Genomic DNA, 19,698 nt, shown 5'->3' with positions numbered 1-19,698 from the left:
TTTCTAATTTTTAAAAATAATTTCAATTTTCCAGCTAACGGGATAAAAATCATGTATTTGTTGTATTTTTAATAATTCATAAATTCGTTGAAATGTTCGCATCAAATTCATCTGATGTTTTGGTATCTATTTTTCTCCCATCAATTGTCATCTTTATTTTTTGTTTTTGGTTTGCTGTTACCACCCAAGCGTTCGGTAAATAACGATCTTCATGGGATAATGTAGACGGTGAATTTATAACCTTTCCTCCTAAATATAGCGTAGCAGAAGAACCTCCATCCATTGCCATTGCATTTATAGCTCCTTTTTCATATAGAATATCTTGACACTCTTTCAACGTAGCTCCTATACTATGTGTCTGTCTACCGTCAATAACTAGAAACATAATTGTACCATCTTCTTTTTGGGCCATAATACTTCTTGGAGCCGACCCCCAACCGCCGTCTCCTTCTGTAATCATTTTTTCTCCATTTACAATTAACTGTGGCATAAATCCAGCTGCGGAAACGACTTGTTTATCCAACAGTTGTTGGGTAGAATAATTTCCTGTTATCATTTGACCAAACTTTGTTAATCCCGTAATAATTGTAGGGGCATTTCTATCCATATTTGTATCAATAGCTTTCCCATTTTCTATCACAATTCCAGTAGCAACATTTCCTCCACCCCTTCCTGTTTCGTCAGCAAATCCACTTGCATTCACAGCAACAAGTGCATGATTACGCTTTGCCATTACGCTAATTTTTTCTCCCCTGTTAGCGCCCTGTGTTCCTTGATGGCTAACAAGTTTAACATTGAAGGGATTGCTAATAGTAACTAATTTTCCTTCAAAAAGAAAGCGACTATCTTTGTTACTTTTAATCGTTTCTACATCAATTTCTAATGGCTGATTTTTAAATTCTTCTAATCTTTTTCCTGCTATTTTTTTATAAATATGCTCATCACTATTTGACCATTTCGGATGATTAATTCTATCTTGCAATTTATCTAGTTCCTTTTGGGATAGGAATGTATATTTCGCATATTGTGGATGCTGAGAAGTTAATATACTCCCAGCGATTGTTATACGAAGCTCTCGGCCATAGCTAGTACCAAATAGTATTCCTACGCCAATAATCATTAAAATAGAAAATAGAAGCAAAATTCGTTTGAAGATTTTTCTTAGATGTTTCATAGTTTTATCCTCCAGCATTCATTACATTCAATAAATCCATTAAAATATTATTTATCTAAAGACAAAAGTGTTTGATTTCCCCATGCCTGAATTCCCCACTATGTTTTAGCAATTAAGGCAACATACTTATTCCGGATTTCGTTTTTTCAGTGTATATTTATAAATTTAATAACGTTTTTGCAACCATGAAGTAAATTACTAATCCTGTTCCGTCAACAAATGTTGTAATAAATGGACCTGAAACAACTGCAGGATCTAGTTTTAATTTTCTTAGAATTAAAGGTAAAACAGCTGCTACAAGAGAGGCCCAAATAACAATAAATAATAAAGTAATTGCTACAACTTGCGCAACTTCTGTTCCAACTCCTAACATATAAGCACGAGTGAGGCCAGCTATCCCAAGTGCAAGTCCAAGAAGCATACCAATTGCAAACTCCTTTTTCATTACACGGAAAATGTCTTTAAATTTCACCTCTCCAATACCAATTGCACGTGTAATTGTTGCTACAACCTGTGTTCCTGTATTCCCTCCAGTACCTACTAATAATGGAACAAAGAAAGCAAGGGCAACTACAGTTTCAATTTCGTCTTCAAAATACTTTAATACGGTACCTGTATATGCCTCAGCAACAAAAAGAAGTAATAACCATGGTAGACGTTTGAAGAAAATGCTCCAAATGCTAGCTTCAAAGTAAGATTGATTCAATGGCTCACTTCCGCCTAACTTTTGAATATCTTCTGTAGCTTCTGCTTCCATAACATTCATTACGTCATCAAAAGTGATAATACCAATCATTTTATTATTTGCTGTTGTCACAGGTATTGCTGCTAAATTATAATTCAGTAGCTTTTTTACAACTTCTTGCTGGTCAATTTCAGCTTGTACTGAAATTACCTCTTGAATCATAATAGTAGATAATATCTCTTCATCTGCTGCTAGTAATAACTCATGTATGGAAACGATTCCCTCAAGATAACCATGACTATCCAGAACATAACTATAAGATATTGATTCTACATTTTCAGAATGTTCCCTAATGTACTTCAATGTCATTTTTACTGACCAATTTCCTCTAACTGCAACAAAATCACTTGTGACAAGACTTCCTGCCGTTTCAGGTTTGAAATTCATCAATTTTTTTACGTTATGTTTTGTAATTTTGTCTAGATACGCCATTAATTTAGCTTGTTTTTCAGGATGAACCGCTAGAAGTAAATCTACTAATTCATCAATCGGTTGTAAATTTAGTAACTTTTTAGCTTTGTTTTCAGATAAGTGAATTAAGATATTATATTTTTCTTCTGCACTCATATATTGAAGAATTTTAGAGCTTTTTAATACGGGAATCGTATTTAGCAATATGATTTGATCTTCAATTGAAAATCTTTTTACTTCTTGCGCAACATCATACGACGGAAGACGTAAAACTTTCTCTGCATCCAAATTATTTTTGGTTACAAGTAATTCTTTTAATAATTTCTTCATGTTAACTCCTCCTCATATTGCTAAGGGAGACTCTAGAGTTTCATGAGTGGTTTTGTTTTATTTTATCTGTCTAAAATTTTTTATTAGAGCAATAATAGTTACATTGCAATCAATTCATTATTTAGAATTACCTCCTTTTTGAATATAGACAAGATAAAAATAAATAACATTAAACAGAAAAACCTTTACTCAAAAAGGAGTAAAGGTTTTATCACAATACAAATAAATGATTATTAAGACAGCTCTGCCGAAATCACAGAGGTGCCTTTCTACCAAATCGTATACCACTCCCTCGTTGAGTTTTAGCACTGTATAGCATAGGTTTTTATAACCAGCTACATTAAGAAGGGCCTTAATCCGACCGTTCCTGTTGACCCATTGGCGTCTCTCGACATTTTTGGGCAGCAGCGTTTCTCTATACAGGAGCCTCACCTAACAAAGTTTATTGAATTACTTCAAAATTTAAACCAGAATTTAATATTTGTCAACTGACTTTCAATTCCATTCATAAAAAAATCTTTTATAGAAAATGAAATTATATTTTATTATAAATTTAAAATTCCCCTTAAAAAACATAGAATTCAAATAGATTTAATTCGAAGAAACGTAATAAAACATATGAAACTTATTGTTTTTAATCAAATTCCAACTTTATAACAAAAGATGAATAATTAGTCATTCTGTATATCAAAAGAACATTCACAAAAAAATCTTCTTTTATGATTAAAATCTTCTTTACTGTTTATCAAATTTATATGGTTAAACTACTTAATCAAACGATACACTACAAGTCAAAAATATGTACTTATACAGAATGATTACAGACATTTTTTCATATCATTTCTCAAAGAACTATAAAGCAATAAAACAAATAAAATTAGCAATATGGTTGCTTGACAAGCAAAAAAAATATATTTATGCTTGCTACACGAAACAAACACATAAAATTTATATTGCTTAACCTGTTAGGTGAGGCTCCTATGCAAACACAGGCTATTGCCCAAAAATGTCGAAAGACGCCAATGGGTAGAACAGGAATTGTCGGATTAAGGCTCTTCTTAAGATAGCTAAGTAATGAATTTTCATTACTTTACGTTGTATAGTGCCAAAGCTCTACTAGAGGGAAAAAAGCCTTATTTAGTCATGCCATTTTGAATCCCTCTAGTTACATACTAGGGGGATTTTTGCGTAAAAAACAGGGAATAAGCGATAGAATCTTCCTAAACAAAAGTCATATTTAGTAATTGACGAGAACAAGATTCTATTCATTAGCAAATGTAATATTATGTTTTGTTTTAAATCAGGAGGATATTAAAATGAAAAAAATATTAAAACTCGATTATCTATTGCTCCTTCCTCTATTCATAACATGTACTTTAGGTATTATCATGATGTATAGTGCAAGCTCCATTGTCGCTGTCCAACATTACGGTTATAACAGTAGACATTTTGTTGATTCTCAATTAACAAAGCTACTTTTAGGAACAATAGGATTAATAATTTGTGCTTTACTCCCATATGAAATATGGAAAAAACGAATAGTCTCAATCTGTATTATGGTTGGGGGGATTTTTTTATTAATTATGGTTTTATGGAAAGGAAAAGTGGTAAATAATGCTCAATCATGGATCTTTGGAATACAGCCAGCTGAATTTCTTAAATTAGGAACAATCCTTGTAACAGCCCGTTTTTTTGCATTGCGACAAGAACAAACTAAAAATAACTGGAGTGGTATCGGAAAACTTTTATTTTTTTTAGCTACAATTTTTTTTCTTATCTTTAAACAACCAAATTTAGGATCTGCACTTTTAATATTAGGTATAGGTTTTAGCATATTTCTTTGTTCAGGAATAAATATAAATCTACTAATCAAAAGAACTACCATCGGTTCTATTTTATGGTTACCTATTTTATATTATTTGATTCAATATAGTTTATCAGAAGTTCAAAAGACACGTATTACTACGATTTTCAATCCCTTTCTTGATGCGCAAGGAAATGGATACCAGCTTGTAAACTCTTTTATTGCCATGGGCTCTGGAGGAATCACTGGTCGTGGATTTGGAAATAGCATACAAAAAACAGGTTATCTTCCAGAACCACACACTGATTTTATAATGGCAATAGTTTCTGAAGAACTAGGATTTATTGGTGTATTTATTCTATTGGTTGGAGTTTTGACTATAGTACTTCGCTCCTTAAAAATTGCACAATTATGTGTAGATCCATTCGGCAGTTTTATAGCAATTGGTATAGGATGTATGATTGGTATGCAATCAGTTGTAAATTTAGGTGGTATTACGGGACTATTTCCTCTTACAGGTACTCCATTTCCATTTGTAAGTTTTGGTGGAAGTTCTTTAATGGTGAATTTAATAGCAATAGGAATATTGCTTAATATCTCAATTTTCAATAAAATAAAACTTTCTCCTTTTTAAAATCTATTGTACTTTAGTCATTTTTGTTACATTTAGAGAGATTATGCAGGCTTTCATAATGATTTGATTAAACTGTAGATTTATTAATTTTAAACGAACATTTAAAATATTTTATAGCATAGAATAGACAGTATACAGTAGACACCACTAATATCTACTAGGTGAATAAAAAAGAAGGAGAAAATAAATGACTCTAAATATAAATAGAGTATTCCCACGTAATTGGTATGCTGTGAGTTATGTAAAAGATATAAAAAAGATCCCAGTAAAAAAAGAGTTGCTGGCAAAGATTTTGTATTATATCGGGATGAAAAAGGCGAAGTTCAGGCTCTATCACCTTACTGCCCTCATCGTGGCGCTGACTTATCACTGGGACAAGTAGTAAATGGTAAACTAGTCTGTCCCTACCATGGTTGGGAATTCGATAGTTGTGGTACTTGTGTAAGAATTCCATCCCAACCCAATAAACCTATCCCGAAATTTGCTCATACCTTCTCATACCCTGTAAGAGAAAAAATTGGGTTGATTTGGATATACCCTGATAGTGAGGAAACTCCACCTGAATGGCAAACTTTTCATGTAATGGAGAACACTCCTTTTAAACTCTCTTTCTTCCACGCCACTTGGAATGCACACCTTACTCGATCAATCGAATCTGTGCTGGATACTGCTCATCTTGCTTATATACATAAAAAAACGATTGGTAGAAAAACAAAAGCCGAATCAACCAATTATAAGCTGGAGGGAACACTGGATCAGTTTATATTCTCAAATGGTGATGCTTACCTTGAATACAAATTCCCACATCAGTGGATGCTTCACAGTGGCAAACAGGAGAATGAGTCATTTATTCCGTATATTACGTTTACACCAATTGATGAAGAAGAGACATTAATTATGGGATATACCGGAAGGACATTTTTAAAGTACTTCCCTTTACTAGACCAAATTTTAGCTAAATTTAGTTTAAGAGTACTAAAAGAGGATCAAATTATTGTAGAAAGTCAACATCCTAGACCTATACCAGAAGCTTTAAAAATGGAGGCCCATGTTCATGCAGATATGGCTCAAATTCAGTTTAGAAAACGTTGGTTTCAGTTTTTACAAAATGGGTCTTGTTTTTCACTTGATTAAAGGCACGTAACGCAGTATTAAATATAGGTGTAGTGATGTTGATAGACGTGGATGCTACCCCATCGCCATCAAGCTAAAATTTTATAGTACCCCCTGAACCCAATTTTGTACTAACTCGTAACAAAAAATCCCTTCAAAAAAAGAAAGGCGCCTATGCACCTTTCTTTTGTAATTCATTCTCACTCTCTTAGCATTCAGAATCCCTTATGAATCACTTTAATGCATCATTGTACGGACCTAATGACTCTTTAGAAAAGTAATAATTTGTCTCCTTACTTTTCAGTAACATATTTCCTCTTATTATTAAAAATAAGTCGTTTCTACTTAATATTTTTACTATAACTCTAACTAGTGCTAACCAAAGGATCATAATAAGCCAAATATAATTTATTAATCACGTTTAAAGTACATAAGTCTGCACTGATTGAAAATGCAGAACCAGCATTAATATCGTTTAGCGTATTTCTAATCCGCTAACGACTTAAATCACCTTATTTCACTCTCTTCGGTAAAGTTGAGCCTGAATGTTCAATTACTGGATGAACATAAACATTAATGTCAGCATTACTAAAATAATTTTCACCTTGATCCCAATTCTTACTTATTTTCTTCCATTCTTTATAATTATTCCGCTTATATACTTCTCCTAATGCTAATACATCCACCTTATATTTTTTTGAACAAGCTTTATTGATTTTTGAATCCTTTGCTCCATCTCTTTTGAAATATCCTTCGTTAAGCGTTTTTCATCCATAACTTGTTTATAATCGCTAAAATGCAACTCCGCCAAAGTACCCTCGAGAAACAAATAGACGGATGTTTCTTCTCATTTCATGATCACGAATATGTACATCTAGCGTATTCTGTAAAACATTAGGATTCGAGAGTAATTTTTCAGAAAAAATAATCACTTGTATATGCGGAAAAAATAATTCACGACTAATTTTTTTAGCAATAATTCGTATTTGTTCAAATACACTATCTGCTTTTGCACTCACATTAATATAATTATTCCCTGCCCCTTTTCCACCTTGCTGCGCTAACTTACTGGGAAGTACCATCTGATACGTCCCTTTCATAATTGGATTTGATTTCTTTTCCTTAACAATATCGTAAGACGCGCCTACTACAAATCCTCTTTCTTCTATCTCCATTAACTCAGAGCAACCACTGTATTTTTCTGTTTAACTGTTGGGATTCAGCTCATAATGAAACATATTTTTACATAAAAGACTTTCGTATATAAATTTTTCAAATGATTTATTAGCGAATTGTTGACCAATATCACTTTTTTGAGTGAGTAATTTTTTAGATTGATGATGTAATGAATTTTGTTCGTTTCTTTTATGTAAAATATTCTAGTTTTGCATTAGGAAAGAACTGTTTCATATAGGAATAGAGATAATTTTTTATATCCTCTTCTTCTTCTTTTTGATAAATGTATTTTCCGATTCCATATTTCCCCCATTTATACCTTCTTTTCTCTTCATCTAATTCTAATTTTGTCATCGGGTAGTTTTTTTCAATCACTCTCTTAGCTGGCTTTGTAAAACGATGTTGAATAAATTCAAATGTAATATCATCCCGTGCATCAAGAGGTAATTCAGCATTTAGGCGTTCAAACATATGATAGTATCCTTCCTTCCAGCCTTCATGTAGGTAAATAGGAGCTACAATGAAACCAAGAGGATATCCAGCTCTAGCTACTTTTCCTGCTGCCTCAATTCGCTTAGCTAAGGGAGAAGTTCCTGGTTCAAAGTTTTTAATCACATAATCAGCGTTTACACTAAAGCGAAATCTTGTTTTTCCATTATGTTTAGCATCAAGTAAATGATCTACATGGTGGAATTTCGTAACAAATCTCAATTTCCCATATTCAGATTCTCCAAAATGCTCAATGGCCCGTTTAAGGGTATGCGTTAAATAATCGATTCCTACAATATCTGAAGTACACGACGCTTCAAATCTTGTTACTTCAGGTGCACGCTCTTTCATGTATTTATCAGCAGCATCTAAAATTTCTTCAACATTTACATACGTTCGTATATAAGGCTTACTTCCCATCGTTGTTTGTAAATAACAATAATGACAATGTCCCATACATCCCGTTGCAAAAGGAATTGCATACTCTGCTGAAGGCTTGGAAGTATCGAATTTCAGTGTTTTTCTAACACCAACAACCAGCGTGGATTTTGCTACTCGATACTTTTGAAAATCGTTATCCCCTGGCAAATCTCTTACTTGATTATGAGAAGTAGTATGTCGAATTTCAACATCCATCTTTGAAAACTTCTCAAACAGCTCTTTCCCCAAAGGATAATCTAGTGCTTTCGGTTCAAAATATACGAGCTTAGGCATAAATGGCTTATTCATTCTAACATCCCCTCTGAAATATCACCATAATAGTAAGTGTAAGCTTGGTTTGCCTCATCTTCGGTAGCATATATAGCCATCTCATTTGTTAGTGGATAATACGTTTCGTAAAGAAATAGTGCTAATTCATTAGGTCTTTCAGGATTATTTACAACTGCTGCAGCTTGTATGTTAGCTACGTCTTGAGTATGAGGATTTCGGTAAAAAATATAAACAATGTCACCAGCATGATACGTATTACTTTCAGAAGAAAATTCCATTCCATCACCATCTCATTTCATAAAATTCAATGCTCACAGTTTTACTTTCTAATTTCCTTGTAGTGTAACTATTTAATTACATTGATAATGATTACGTCATACAAACATATTTGAAAAATGAATAATAAATGTACTCCCAAAAAGGCAAGCATATATCAATGCTTGCCTTTCGTTCTAACGACGATGTTCAACAAGATCGATTACACCTAAAACGACGTGTGCTAAACCAAAACCAAATACTGTATTTGCAATCATTTTATTAGTTCCACGAGTTTGTTTAAGAGCATAACCTGCTGCTGTCACTGCTGTACCTAAAGCTGTTGGAATTAATCCTTCACGAATGTCCACAGTGATGCCTCCTTGTTTCGCAGTTAGTAAATTTGTTTTAATAACTCTAGGTAAAGTATTAAAACAAGTATTAGTATTTTTCTTTTTAATAAAATTATGTGAAATTTTTATGAATAATATTTTAAATTCATAACAGCTATAAAGATTGAAAAAATTATTAATTAACAAATAAGAAAATATCTTCAAAACGTATTTTCATATGAAAATTTTATACCTCTGACAAAAAAACTTTGCGGAAATTCTCTCCATAAAAAGTGCTCCTAAATTTATATAGGAGCACTTTTTTATGAAACACTATTCTTTATTTGCTTATGAACCACTTTATTATAATAACCATGCTTTACAACCTGCCTAAAATCATCTATCTCGATATCCATTCTTTCCGCAATATCTACAACAATTGTATTTTGTAAAACATTCACCACAAATCCCATTAATTGCAAATTAGGATTTTTACGATATGAAAATTGAACGTAATCCCCAAGTGTTACTTCTTTATTATGCTTCATTTGGCGCCCCCTAAATTATCGATAATTATACAATAGTTTTCCCCTTTTTCACTTCTACATACTGGGTCACCAGTTTATCATTTTAGCCAATTCATCTCCCACCTACTTATTTCGCGTTCCTTGAGGAAGGGGTCTTCTTGGTTAAAATGATAAAAGTTATGCATATAATAAAAAAAGACAAACTCTCCAATGTGAGGAGTTTGTCCAAAACCATGATTTCTTTAGTTTAACAATATAGAATTCCGTTCCGATAAGAATCTTTCTTTTTTCCATATCCCACGATTTTTGCATCGATACTAACAATAGTGGATTAGAATAATGACTTAATACTTGCTAGGACAGTAAGAATACCTATAATAATGACAAATACATTGCTCGATTTCCCTTTGTATTTAGCAAGTACTGATACTTTATGGATTGCATACATTGGTAGTATACATAAGATAGCAGCAACTAGCGGACCGCTAAGGGCATCAATGATTCCAAGAATACTTGGATTTGTATAAGCAACATACCAGCATGTTAATACGACAAAAGTAAGAATCATTGTCTTAACTGTTTTTTCTCCTATATCTTTCCCACGTTTTTTACTGGACTTGATAATCATGTCACGCATTACCTCATACGCTCCTATATAATGACCAAGGAAAGACTTTGTAATAGCCACAAATGCAATGATAGGAGCTGCAATAGTGATTACTGGCGAATTAAGCTCATTAGCAAGATATGATAGGATTGACAAGTTCTGTTCTTTTGCCACCTTAAGATCATTTGGAGTCAAACTTAAGGTACTGCTCCAAACAAAGAACATAACAACTACGAATGTCATAATATAACAAACTTTTTGTATTTGAGCACATTTAGCATCAGTAGCATCTATTCCATACGTAGCTCTCTGTTTCATAACAAATGACGAAATCATAGGCGAATGATTAAACGAGAATACTATGATTGGAAGTATCATCCATATCGTTCCTAAATATCCTGTTCCTGTTGAAGCAGTAGAAACACTTGAAAAACTAAGCATTGACGTATTCCACTGTGGAATCAAAGATATTGCGATAAAAAGGAGAGAAGCTATAAAAGGATACACTAGCATGCTCATGATCTTTACAGTTATATCTTGACCAAAATTTAGTATAGCGATAAGACCGAGTACTAAGACAAGCGATAAAATGGACCTTGGAGGCTCCGACATGTGCAATTGATGCACGATAAAGCTACTAGCGGTATTTGTAAGTGCGACCGAGTACATCAGCACGATCGTATAAATGGAGACAAAATACACAATATTAAAAATGATACTTGCCTTATTTCCAAAATACTCTCTTATTGTACCTGTAATCCCCTCATCGGCAGAGTTCGAAGCGTAAATCATTTTAGCAAGCGCCCTATGTGAATAATACATAACAGGATATGCAAGTATGGTAATTAACAGCAATGATAATAAACCACCTGAACCTGCATTAATCGGTAAAAAGAGTACTCCTGCTCCAATTGCTGTTCCAAAAAGGCTCAATGCCCAGGTAGTATCCTGTTTATGCCACTTTTTAGGGTCTAGATATTTCTCATTTTTTACTGCAGTGTTATCAGCTTGAAATTCTATGTTTTTTGCAGTATTCCCATCCATATAATAATTCCTCCTTGTGTCCTATTCTTAATTTTCTTTTTTAAGATATAGGAATATAGACCGTTCTTGAAAAATGAATAGCTTATATAGTGCGCCACAACGAATATCCCCCTTCTAGGTTAATAAAAATCAAAAAATTAGCGAAGCATCAACCTGAAGGGTTTATTACCACTTATAAAATATTTTAATTATATAGTAGTATATTTTATTGATAACTCCCCCAATATACAGACATCCTTAGGCGAACAATAGAGTAAAGATTGTTAAAAATTTCACAATACACTCGATAACTTATTGATTTAATTGTTTCTCCCCAAAGATTTTATTTTTAATGGCAATTCCTGTAGGTGTAGCTGCAATACCACCTAAACCTGTCTCTCTTAATTCGCGAGGCATCTGTCTTCCAACTCTATACATGGCTTCAATCACTTCGTCAGCATTGATGAGATTGTTTACGCCGGCTAATGCGATGTCCGCTGCTGCTAAAGCATTTGCCGTTCCAATGGCGTTTCTCTTTACACAAGGAATTTCTACCAAACCAGCGACCGGATCACAAACTAAACCGAGTAAATTTTGTAATGCAATCGAAAAAGCTTCAGAAGATTGCTGTGGCGTTCCACCCGCAGCTTCTACCGCAGCTGCAGCCGCCATCGCTGAGGCACTTCCTACTTCAGCTTGACATCCTCCGTACGCTCCTGAAATACAAGCGTTGTTTGCGACTATCGTTCCAAATAACGCTGAAGTGAATAGAAAATGAATCATATCTTCATGACTTAACTGCAACGTATCTTTAATACTAAATAAGACCCCTGGAATTGTCCCACTCGCACCCGCTGTTGGAGTTGCACAAATAGCTCCTAATGCAGCATTTACTTCATTAACACCGATAGCACTTTGGATCGCTAACACCATCAAATCTCCAGAAAGAGCTTTCCTATTTTCTCGATAGTTTTTAATTTTAACAGCATCACCTCCGGTTAAACCGGTTGGAGAAAATACACCGTCACCCTCAATACTTTTATTTATTGCATGTTGCATAGTCGTTAAATTTCGTTCCATTTTACTCCAAACTTCTTCATAAGAAGTTTTAGTTTGTTCGATTTCCTGTTCGATTGCTAATTCATAAATTGGCTTTTGGCTTTTATTAGCTGCATCCACAATTTCTTTTATGGCCATATACATATTTTTCACTCCTTAATGTAATTAAAGAATAATAAGATTAGCTATATTACTGAAACTTCCTAATTCCTTCTGAGCATTACCAGGCAATAGCGAATCTAAAGCGAATGCATATAAATATTTTGTTTTATCTTCCAAACTATGAAAGTTGTTAATTTCCACATCATATTGTTTAAAGATCCTGCGTAAGACAAATTCAAAGTCAGCTCTTTCTGAAATCGCAATAACAACTGGTAATGGCCCCTGCAGATCTAAGCTAAATCCATCAATTTCAACATGTTTGACTTCAATCAATCCACCACCGACCGAAATACCCATCGTTCTAATACTGCAACTTTCATCCTCTACATATACATCTGCCGTATTTGGATGACCGGCAGGACTATCACCCGATTTTTCAATAAAGGTAATGTCAATTCCTTTAGATTCTGCTATTTTAATAGCATCTGGCACTTTACTGTCATCGGCAGCAAAGCCTAATATACCAGCAATAATTGCAAAATCAGTTCCGTGACCTTTATGGGTTTCAGCGAATGATTCATAATACTTTACTACAACTTTTTTTGGAAGACCTTGAAATAATTTATTAGCAACTGTTCCAATAGCCAATGCACCTGCAGTATGTGAACTTGAAGGACCTATCATAATGGGTCCAATCACATCAAAACAACTTTTGTATTTAATAACCTTTTTTTCTTTAATAGATGCTACATTTATGTTCATATAAGCACCCCCATAATTTATTATTTTTAGCTGTAGTTGAATCTAAGTTGTTAGAATGATCGATTCAAAACAAGTTTCATTTGATAACGCTTTCTTTATTGAGTTGAATAAACTTTCCTTCTAATCCGCTATCCACCGTATAGTAATCATATCAGTATGTCCAATTTTAAAAAATTACTGGCAAGTTCTTTAGAATTTTTAATCCAAAACAAGGTTTGATATTTTCTCTAGAGGTAATAAATTGTGTCTCGACGCCCTCATTATAACTTGTATATTTATAAGTTTAATCTTTTTTTATTTTTAGAAAGATTGAATAGACAGAATTTTGAATAGGTAATAAATCACACTTAGTATGTAGCAATTGTGTCCTTTGTTTGAAGCTGTATTAGTTAGTAAAAAAGCAAAAATAACACAGAGTTCCTTTCATAAACACATTGATTATATTGAAAAATCATTATAAAGATACTTATATTGTCTTTTGTTTGAACATCTTATTTTGGACGGGAAATCTGTTGCAATAAATAATTCATTCAGATGAAAAGGAATACATTAATGAAATTTAAAACCACTTCCGTATACTAATTACACAATTTGTATAAATATTAATTATCAGAAAAAACAAACTTCCCATTCGGATCTTAACATAAAGGATACATTCCAAATAACAATGGAGATTCTGCTTTATCAATTTCTTTATACGTTATATTTCCCTCTTTACCTGCAACAGCAACTTGTACTTTTTCATTTGTTTTCACATCTTCTGCACCTATTGCACCACCCGCCAATAATCCTTTACTTAACAGACTCTCGTGAACAAAAGTTAGAGAGTTATGGAACAAAATATAATGTGTATGTACATACATTTCTTTTAAAAGAAGTTTTGTAGTATGCAACTGAATTAAAAAAATATAGATTTTTATGACTCTTTTTAGGGGATATAGCAAAGTGGGATCTTTTATATGCACATTGCTATACCGAACTAGATTTCAGCATAGTATTTTTTTGCAACTCATTGATTTTTACCAAACACGTATAAAAACCAAAAATATGAAAATAAATGACTGGCTAAAATTTTACTTTCAATAAAATAAAAAAGAACCTGCAAATTTGCAGATTCTCCTGATAATGATTTATATGAGTAAGACTCGGAAATATAATACAATGATTCAAAAATAAGTTCAAGTAAATTCAAAGAACCCGCTGGAGTTCGAGTTCTTTCAGAAGTGATGATGTTTTCTAGGCTTAGCAAAGTGAGAAAATACAAGAATATAATACATTGAGATTTAGAGAATTTCAATACTTAAATTAGAGGTTATTTTAATATGATGTAACATCAGCATTTTGAAGGAATAGCAATGAATACCTTATACATTCCCAGTCTACATAACGCTTTATTATCAGTAGAAAGAAAAAGGAAAATCCCTACTTTCACAATAAATCCGTCTTGCTACTCTATTCATTTTTTGATACATTCCTATCCACCGTTTTAGGCTTCTCTTTTGTACTGTGTTAGCCGAAAAATTGTATAAATCATAATTCGTTTTTCTTCCACCTGTTTCACCCTTTCTACACCCTAGTTTTACAAAATAAGAAGTCATCAAAACTTATATTTATTACTTTCTGTTATCTCCTTTCTCTTGTTCTATGCATAGTCTATCTGAATTTTTATTAGCTACTAAAAAAAGAATTTACAGGACAATTAAAAAAAGCCAAGTGCATTGCACTCGGCTTTATGGTCGATTAAACAATTTTACTTCAGACGTATTAAACTGATGTAGATAGTCTTTAGTAGAAGTATAGCCTGAATTCATGAGTGTTTTCTTTTCTTCTTCTGTGATATCGAAATTAAACGACGGCGTAAAGAATGTATTGATAAATACAGTACGGGCAGCATCTTCTTTGGTTGTTTTTCCGCTCTCATGACCTTTGATCATCGTTTGAGACAAATTCCATGCAAAATGAATAAGAGAATGGCCAATATGATGTTCTGTTGAAGTTGCGATATGTTTTAACATGGCAATCTCGGCCTGAGATTCTAAACGGAAACCCAGTGTTTCTTTGTTGTAGACAATTTCATCTGCAGGATCAAAGAAAGATGCATTGTATTTCGTGTGTAAGCTTCTTAGTGTAGAATGATCCTCCGTATTGCTTACCAGTTTATTAACCTCGTCAATCGTATCTGTGGTCGTGAAGTGTTCTTCTTTATTCACAAAACTTTTCCGATCAAATAAACGAATTGGGTAGTTATCCAGTACACCTCCGTCTACATAATAATCTTTATCCCATTCCACAGATTTAAAAAAGAATGGGATGGACATCGAAATCCGCACAGCAACTACTAACGGGACATCAGGTGTCGTTTCACGAGAAAACGTACGAAGCTGGTGTGTAGAAATGTTCGTTCCTTGGAAAAACACGTCTTTTCCTGTTTTGTCATATAACTGCTGAAAGGTTGTGTCCTTACTCCCTGTCCACTTTTCAACGATCTTTCCTACCCACTCAGTGAAGAAATCCCCTTTATAGATACCAAAACCATCAAAAAATAAACGAATATTATCTTGTACAATCGAAAAATCATCATCTTTAAACGCTTTAAAATTCATGTCTTTGTGGATTTTTACAAGATCTGCGAATGGAATGGAAAGACCTAAAAGTAATGCAGTAATCGCTCCTGCTGAAGTCCCCCCAAATCGTTGTATTTCTGGTAAAATCCCTTCTTCATTTAGTGCACGGATGGCACCTATATAAGCGCTTCCCTTTACTCCGCCACCTTCAAATACTAAGTTACGAAATGGATATGCCATTATATACCTCCAATAGAGAAATTTTCGATCTGTTATAGTATCGGAAGTATATTGAAATATATTCCAAATGGTATTAAGAAAGCTTCATGCCCTCCGATACGTATGGCGGAATTATCTTTATTCAATGGATGAATTGTTTGAAAGAGAAGGTATCTGCTTGGAATGGTAATTTAGTAGGATAGGAAACAGGAAACGGAGCGTATCTATGGATGCACTAACTAATAACCCTTTTTGAATCGTATATAACGTAACTTCTTTTCCGATGTATCCTCAAAGTAAAATCACGAGCAAAAAACCAAGAAACAATCTACATTTCATAAATCCCTCACCATCTATAACATACAATCCAGTGAAATAATTTGTTTCAGATACGTAGAAATATGATTTAACCAGCAATCAATAATCAGGTCTTCTTACCCTAAATATACCTGAATCTATTTGTTTCCATACCGGAAGAGTTAAATCATTTTGTTCCCATTCATGCAATTAAACAGATATGTATAATTGCATATCCATTAAATCGCTTTTAGTGCTATATTTTAATAGCGATGAATGCTATTATTTCATAAGTTGTCAACAAGCGTTATGTATGTATGAGAAAAAGGAAGGAGCCAAATAGGTCCCTTCCTTTTTCTACTAATTAAATAAATTACTCTCTGGTAAAAATTTAATTAGTGATGCTCCTTTACAAGCGTCTGATTATGCATTAAAAATGCTAGCTTTGCTTGCTGTCGGAAAAATTAAAGATGATAGCATTAAGTTATTAAGAGACAAAAATTCATCAACACGAAGACAGATTCGTCTTGGCTAGATAAATTTGGTGATAAATACAGGAAGTAACTCTTACGATTCAATGATTCCTTTTCCTGCCTTCTACCCTTGCCACTTCTGTTTCATGACTTGCAAATATAGATCTTCAAACTCGTTAAAATGGACGCGAAAAGCACCTAATGTATCGATATAAGCAGTAATCACATCTTCTTTATTAAAATGGATCCCTTCCTGTGCAATATCATAGCTATCATCAAGGCTGTATAAATCAAAATATTCCTCTTCCCAATATACGCCTCTGTTTACTAGTAAACGAGTGGAGCAAGTAAGCGCTTGTTTCACATTACATTTCTGAGCTACTAACTTTTCATTTAAGACAGAAAGAAGGATATTTACCGAGTATTTTTCATCAACTATGCGGCTATATGACAGTAAAGCCAATTCTATATATATCAGCTTTGCTTTAGACATTAAAGATATCTCCATAATTTCATATGGCGGGTGCTCATTTGCTTCAATCAACCTATCGCACCATGAAATTACCTCCTCTCTATCCCAAAGCCCGCAGCCTAGTCCTAATGCATACAAGTGGGCTAACGTTTGATAAGATTTCAATATGTTTCACCTTCTATTTAACTGTATAGTGTTATTGCATTCATTTTGGAAATAATCACGTTTAGTAATAAATACAATAAACTCCCCAAACGGACAGCTTATTTGCATTAAAAACGCTACACATGAACTTTTGCTTTTTTTCGACGAATAAGCCACCAAACTAAAGATAGCAGTACTAGAGGGAACGGAATTACCTGAATAAAGAAAAATACTTTCCAAAAATCGTGCATCGTACTACCAGGGGAATCTGTTGCCATCCCGCCAATAAAAAAAGACAATGGAATGACAAGTATATTTATACCTAAACTAATCATTAGAAATGATAGATTCTCCTTCCAGATTATTAGTAATGCAGCCACGATAAATAAAACCAATGCAGTACCCAGTATAAGAAACAGTGCTCCAAAAAAAAATACAAAGTATAAAATACCATTGATTAAAGGTTCCACAATAGCCCTCCTAAGGATTCATTCTATAGAAACACTCATGTTATTTAGAAAGTCAGGATGCTAAACCTCTTAGTTCTCTTTCAATTTCTTCATTGCTATAGTCTTCTTGTCTTCTACCATTTTATCAGCTAAGAATACTTTATCTACATGCTTATATTCTGGACTGCGTTAGGACATATGTTTCTATTGTACAACCCGCTAACACTTAGACCTGCTAATACGATACCTTTAAAGGCTCTGTTCATATTCATTTGCCCCTTTTATCTTTTCGTATTTTTTTCTCCATCCATAGACAGTCCATTATGAACGTTTTCATTATAAGTATTGTCTGCTGTTACTGTTTTACTTTCCTAACTATCTGTTTCGGCCCTGATTCTTACCGTTTCAGTATTACACTTCAATTCGCATTATCATTACATAAAAAGGACATACCTATTCATATATACCCCTTTATTATTTTATAAAGATTATACAAAAATTAACAATTAATCATTTACTCAACAATAGATAATATGGATAAAGAAAAAATACTAGAGAGTATCACAGTGTAGTAGTCTCCTAGTATCTGTTCATAGTATTTTAACGGCTATGCAAATGAGGAGGGATAAAAAAAGACCTCTTACGGAAAGATAAGAGGTCATCAAGAAGATAAAAATGTTGTATTTGAAACACGCGAGTTTCTAATTCACATCATAACACAATATATCCGTATATTCAATATATACATTAAATAAAGGAATGTATGTTCAAAAAAACACATGGAATATTAATTTGGAACAGTATGTTTTCTTCTTTTATCCTACTTTTTCTACACTGCCGTAATTGTAACAATGGATGGTATCCTCTGTATACTGATGAGCAATTGTAGCAAGTTTTTCTAAATTCTCTTCCGTTACCTCATGAGTAAACAGAACAAAATTACTGTCGGATTCGGAGTCTGTTGAAATGGAACCATCGATCCGTTATGAAATGTTGAGCTTGCATCTCCTAGATTCCATGTAAATATTCGCTAATTCCAATCCCCTTTCGTGTCTATTTTATGTTTAATATAGTCTCGTACCGTACAAACGGGAAATGTTGTTAATTTGAAAAGAGAGCGGAATAAAATTTCTTTATCGCCTCTGTTCTTTCTTCTGTATGATAGAAAAAACGGAGAAAGATGGAATTTTATCTATCCTCATCACTTGTTAGAAAATTCTAATTTGATTAAATTGAAAGAAAATGATATATTGATTTTAGAATAATAATCCAATTAATGGATGACAACCTAATACCTGTAAGTGGACTATGACAATGTCAGATAAACGGGAGGAATTTAATATGAAAAAATTATGTTCATTTGCTTTAATCGGTGCCTTAACCTTTTCGGGTTTTATCGTTTTAGACAGTACGCTACCTGATAAAGCGCGCGCTGAAGTAAATACGATTAAGCAAGCTTCAGCTATTGTGGATGATTGGCCATGGCAGACGTATTTCTTATTGCATCACAATGTGGACTATCTACAAGAATTAGCCCCTGGTACGTTAAAACAAGGTGGTACGTTTGATACGACGGTGTATATAGGCGGAAAAGATGTAGGTGTTGTAAAGATTTATCGATTGAACGGAGAAGGTAAATTGCAACGCTACAAAACCATTTCTGCAGGTGAGGCTGGGCACCACTACTATTCTAGGTTCACAACACCAATTACAACGGTTTACACACCAGGTACATATGTGGCAGTACTAAAAGTAGACAATTCATATTATTATGGTGGTTCCTTCCAAATTACAAAGTAAAACATATAGGTATATTTGTCTGAAAC

The 19,698-nt window shown here is 33.4% G+C and carries 14 protein-coding genes, 3 pseudogenes and 2 riboswitches; of the genes and pseudogenes, 3 read left to right on the top strand and 14 right to left on the bottom strand.

Features of this window, described 5'->3' with window-relative positions:
- Positions 1-76: 76 nt before the first annotated feature.
- Together DN400_RS08955 and mgtE are read right to left on the bottom strand one after the other, a co-directional pair.
- Positions 77-1,174, bottom strand: a complete 1,098-nt coding sequence (locus tag DN400_RS08955) for a phosphodiester glycosidase family protein (protein ID WP_065223734.1) — start codon at positions 1,172-1,174, stop codon at positions 77-79.
- A gap of 157 nt (positions 1,175-1,331) precedes the next feature.
- Positions 1,332-2,660 carry a magnesium transporter gene (mgtE, locus tag DN400_RS08950; RefSeq protein WP_147801640.1) on the bottom strand — a complete coding sequence of 443 codons (1,329 nt, stop codon included), beginning with the start codon at positions 2,658-2,660 and terminating at the stop codon, positions 1,332-1,334.
- A 281-nt stretch (positions 2,661-2,941) separates the two neighbouring features.
- A riboswitch (M-box (ykoK) riboswitch) is annotated at positions 2,942-3,107 on the bottom strand.
- Between the two features lie 507 nt (positions 3,108-3,614).
- Positions 3,615-3,791: riboswitch (M-box (ykoK) riboswitch) on the top strand.
- A 185-nt stretch (positions 3,792-3,976) separates the two neighbouring features.
- Between mgtE and DN400_RS08945 the strand changes: the two genes are divergently transcribed.
- Both DN400_RS08945 and DN400_RS08940 read left to right on the top strand, forming a co-directional pair.
- Positions 3,977-5,098, top strand: coding sequence for an FtsW/RodA/SpoVE family cell cycle protein (locus tag DN400_RS08945; protein WP_098251412.1), 1,122 nt, complete (start codon positions 3,977-3,979; stop codon positions 5,096-5,098).
- A 187-nt stretch (positions 5,099-5,285) separates the two neighbouring features.
- Positions 5,286-6,232 (top strand): annotated as a pseudogene (locus tag DN400_RS08940) (Rieske 2Fe-2S domain-containing protein).
- A 211-nt stretch (positions 6,233-6,443) separates the two neighbouring features.
- Here the strand turns inward: DN400_RS08940 and DN400_RS08935 are convergent.
- The 12 genes and pseudogenes from DN400_RS08935 to DN400_RS08865 form a co-directional block, all read right to left on the bottom strand.
- Positions 6,444-6,542 (bottom strand): annotated as a pseudogene (locus DN400_RS08935) (HXXEE domain-containing protein); the annotation flags it as partial.
- Positions 6,543-6,723: 181 nt separating this feature from the next.
- Positions 6,724-7,404: pseudogene (locus DN400_RS29815) on the bottom strand (Ger(x)C family spore germination protein); the annotation flags it as partial.
- Positions 7,405-7,576: 172 nt separating this feature from the next.
- Positions 7,577-8,605, bottom strand: coding sequence for a spore photoproduct lyase (splB, locus tag DN400_RS08925; protein WP_001039638.1), 1,029 nt, complete (start codon positions 8,603-8,605; stop codon positions 7,577-7,579).
- Positions 8,602-8,865 carry a transcriptional regulator SplA gene (locus tag DN400_RS08920; RefSeq protein WP_000396091.1) on the bottom strand — a complete coding sequence of 88 codons (264 nt, stop codon included), beginning with the start codon at positions 8,863-8,865 and terminating at the stop codon, positions 8,602-8,604. Before DN400_RS08920 ends, splB begins: the two co-directional genes overlap by 4 nt.
- 174 nt (positions 8,866-9,039) lie before the next feature.
- The gene (locus tag DN400_RS08915) at positions 9,040-9,213 is read right to left on the bottom strand and encodes a hypothetical protein (RefSeq protein ID WP_000354585.1); all 174 of its coding nucleotides are present in this window, start codon (positions 9,211-9,213) and stop codon (positions 9,040-9,042) included.
- 284 nt (positions 9,214-9,497) lie between these two features.
- A complete protein-coding gene (locus DN400_RS08910; RefSeq protein ID WP_000682216.1) occupies positions 9,498-9,722 on the bottom strand; it encodes a DUF2187 domain-containing protein in 225 nt (74 codons plus the stop codon).
- Positions 9,723-10,032: 310 nt separating this feature from the next.
- Entirely contained in the window at positions 10,033-11,352 is a 1,320-nt protein-coding gene (locus tag DN400_RS08905) for an aromatic amino acid transport family protein (protein WP_000348957.1), read from the bottom strand.
- Between the two features lie 291 nt (positions 11,353-11,643).
- The gene (sdaAA, locus tag DN400_RS08900) at positions 11,644-12,534 is read right to left on the bottom strand and encodes an L-serine ammonia-lyase, iron-sulfur-dependent, subunit alpha (protein WP_147801639.1); all 891 of its coding nucleotides are present in this window, start codon (positions 12,532-12,534) and stop codon (positions 11,644-11,646) included.
- A 21-nt stretch (positions 12,535-12,555) separates the two neighbouring features.
- Positions 12,556-13,254, bottom strand: a complete 699-nt coding sequence (gene sdaAB / locus DN400_RS08895) for an L-serine ammonia-lyase, iron-sulfur-dependent subunit beta (protein WP_098276683.1) — start codon at positions 13,252-13,254, stop codon at positions 12,556-12,558.
- 1,730 nt (positions 13,255-14,984) lie between these two features.
- Positions 14,985-16,058 carry a patatin-like phospholipase family protein gene (locus tag DN400_RS08880; RefSeq protein ID WP_000331130.1) on the bottom strand — a complete coding sequence of 358 codons (1,074 nt, stop codon included), beginning with the start codon at positions 16,056-16,058 and terminating at the stop codon, positions 14,985-14,987.
- 873 nt (positions 16,059-16,931) lie between these two features.
- Positions 16,932-17,444: a protein kinase gene (locus DN400_RS08870; RefSeq protein WP_147801638.1), complete on the bottom strand. Its 513-nt coding sequence runs from the start codon at positions 17,442-17,444 to the stop codon at positions 16,932-16,934.
- A 116-nt stretch (positions 17,445-17,560) separates the two neighbouring features.
- Positions 17,561-17,893 carry a hypothetical protein gene (locus tag DN400_RS08865; RefSeq protein ID WP_000433527.1) on the bottom strand — a complete coding sequence of 111 codons (333 nt, stop codon included), beginning with the start codon at positions 17,891-17,893 and terminating at the stop codon, positions 17,561-17,563.
- A 1,320-nt stretch (positions 17,894-19,213) separates the two neighbouring features.
- On the opposite strand from DN400_RS08865, the gene DN400_RS08860 reads away from it, so the two are divergent.
- Positions 19,214-19,672: a DUF5065 family protein gene (locus tag DN400_RS08860; protein WP_000732057.1), complete on the top strand. Its 459-nt coding sequence runs from the start codon at positions 19,214-19,216 to the stop codon at positions 19,670-19,672.
- Positions 19,673-19,698: the final 26 nt, after the last annotated feature.

The sequence above is a fragment of the Bacillus sp. AR8-1 genome (assembly GCF_008042345.1).
In the GTDB taxonomy this organism is placed as follows: domain Bacteria; phylum Bacillota; class Bacilli; order Bacillales; family Bacillaceae_G; genus Bacillus_A; species Bacillus_A cereus.
Note: the sequence above shows the minus strand (reverse complement) of the source record. Positions and strands in the feature narration are given on the sequence as shown.

Excerpts from the sequence above, each read along its gene's own strand:
- DN400_RS08955 (WP_065223734.1), bottom strand. The coding sequence starts at position 1,174 with ATGAAACATCTAAGAAAAATCTTCAAACGAATTTTGCTTCTATTTTCT.
- mgtE (WP_147801640.1), bottom strand. The coding sequence starts at position 2,660 with ATGAAGAAATTATTAAAAGAATTACTTGTAACCAAAAATAATTTGGAT.
- DN400_RS08945 (WP_098251412.1), top strand. The coding sequence starts at position 3,977 with ATGAAAAAAATATTAAAACTCGATTATCTATTGCTCCTTCCTCTATTC.
- splB (WP_001039638.1), bottom strand. The coding sequence starts at position 8,605 with ATGAATAAGCCATTTATGCCTAAGCTCGTATATTTTGAACCGAAAGCA.
- DN400_RS08920 (WP_000396091.1), bottom strand. The coding sequence starts at position 8,865 with ATGGAATTTTCTTCTGAAAGTAATACGTATCATGCTGGTGACATTGTT.
- DN400_RS08910 (WP_000682216.1), bottom strand. The coding sequence starts at position 9,722 with ATGAAGCATAATAAAGAAGTAACACTTGGGGATTACGTTCAATTTTCA.
- DN400_RS08905 (WP_000348957.1), bottom strand. The coding sequence starts at position 11,352 with ATGGATGGGAATACTGCAAAAAACATAGAATTTCAAGCTGATAACACT.
- sdaAA (WP_147801639.1), bottom strand. The coding sequence starts at position 12,534 with ATGTATATGGCCATAAAAGAAATTGTGGATGCAGCTAATAAAAGCCAA.
- sdaAB (WP_098276683.1), bottom strand. The coding sequence starts at position 13,254 with ATGAACATAAATGTAGCATCTATTAAAGAAAAAAAGGTTATTAAATAC.
- DN400_RS08880 (WP_000331130.1), bottom strand. The coding sequence starts at position 16,058 with ATGGCATATCCATTTCGTAACTTAGTATTTGAAGGTGGCGGAGTAAAG.
- DN400_RS08860 (WP_000732057.1), top strand. The coding sequence starts at position 19,214 with ATGAAAAAATTATGTTCATTTGCTTTAATCGGTGCCTTAACCTTTTCG.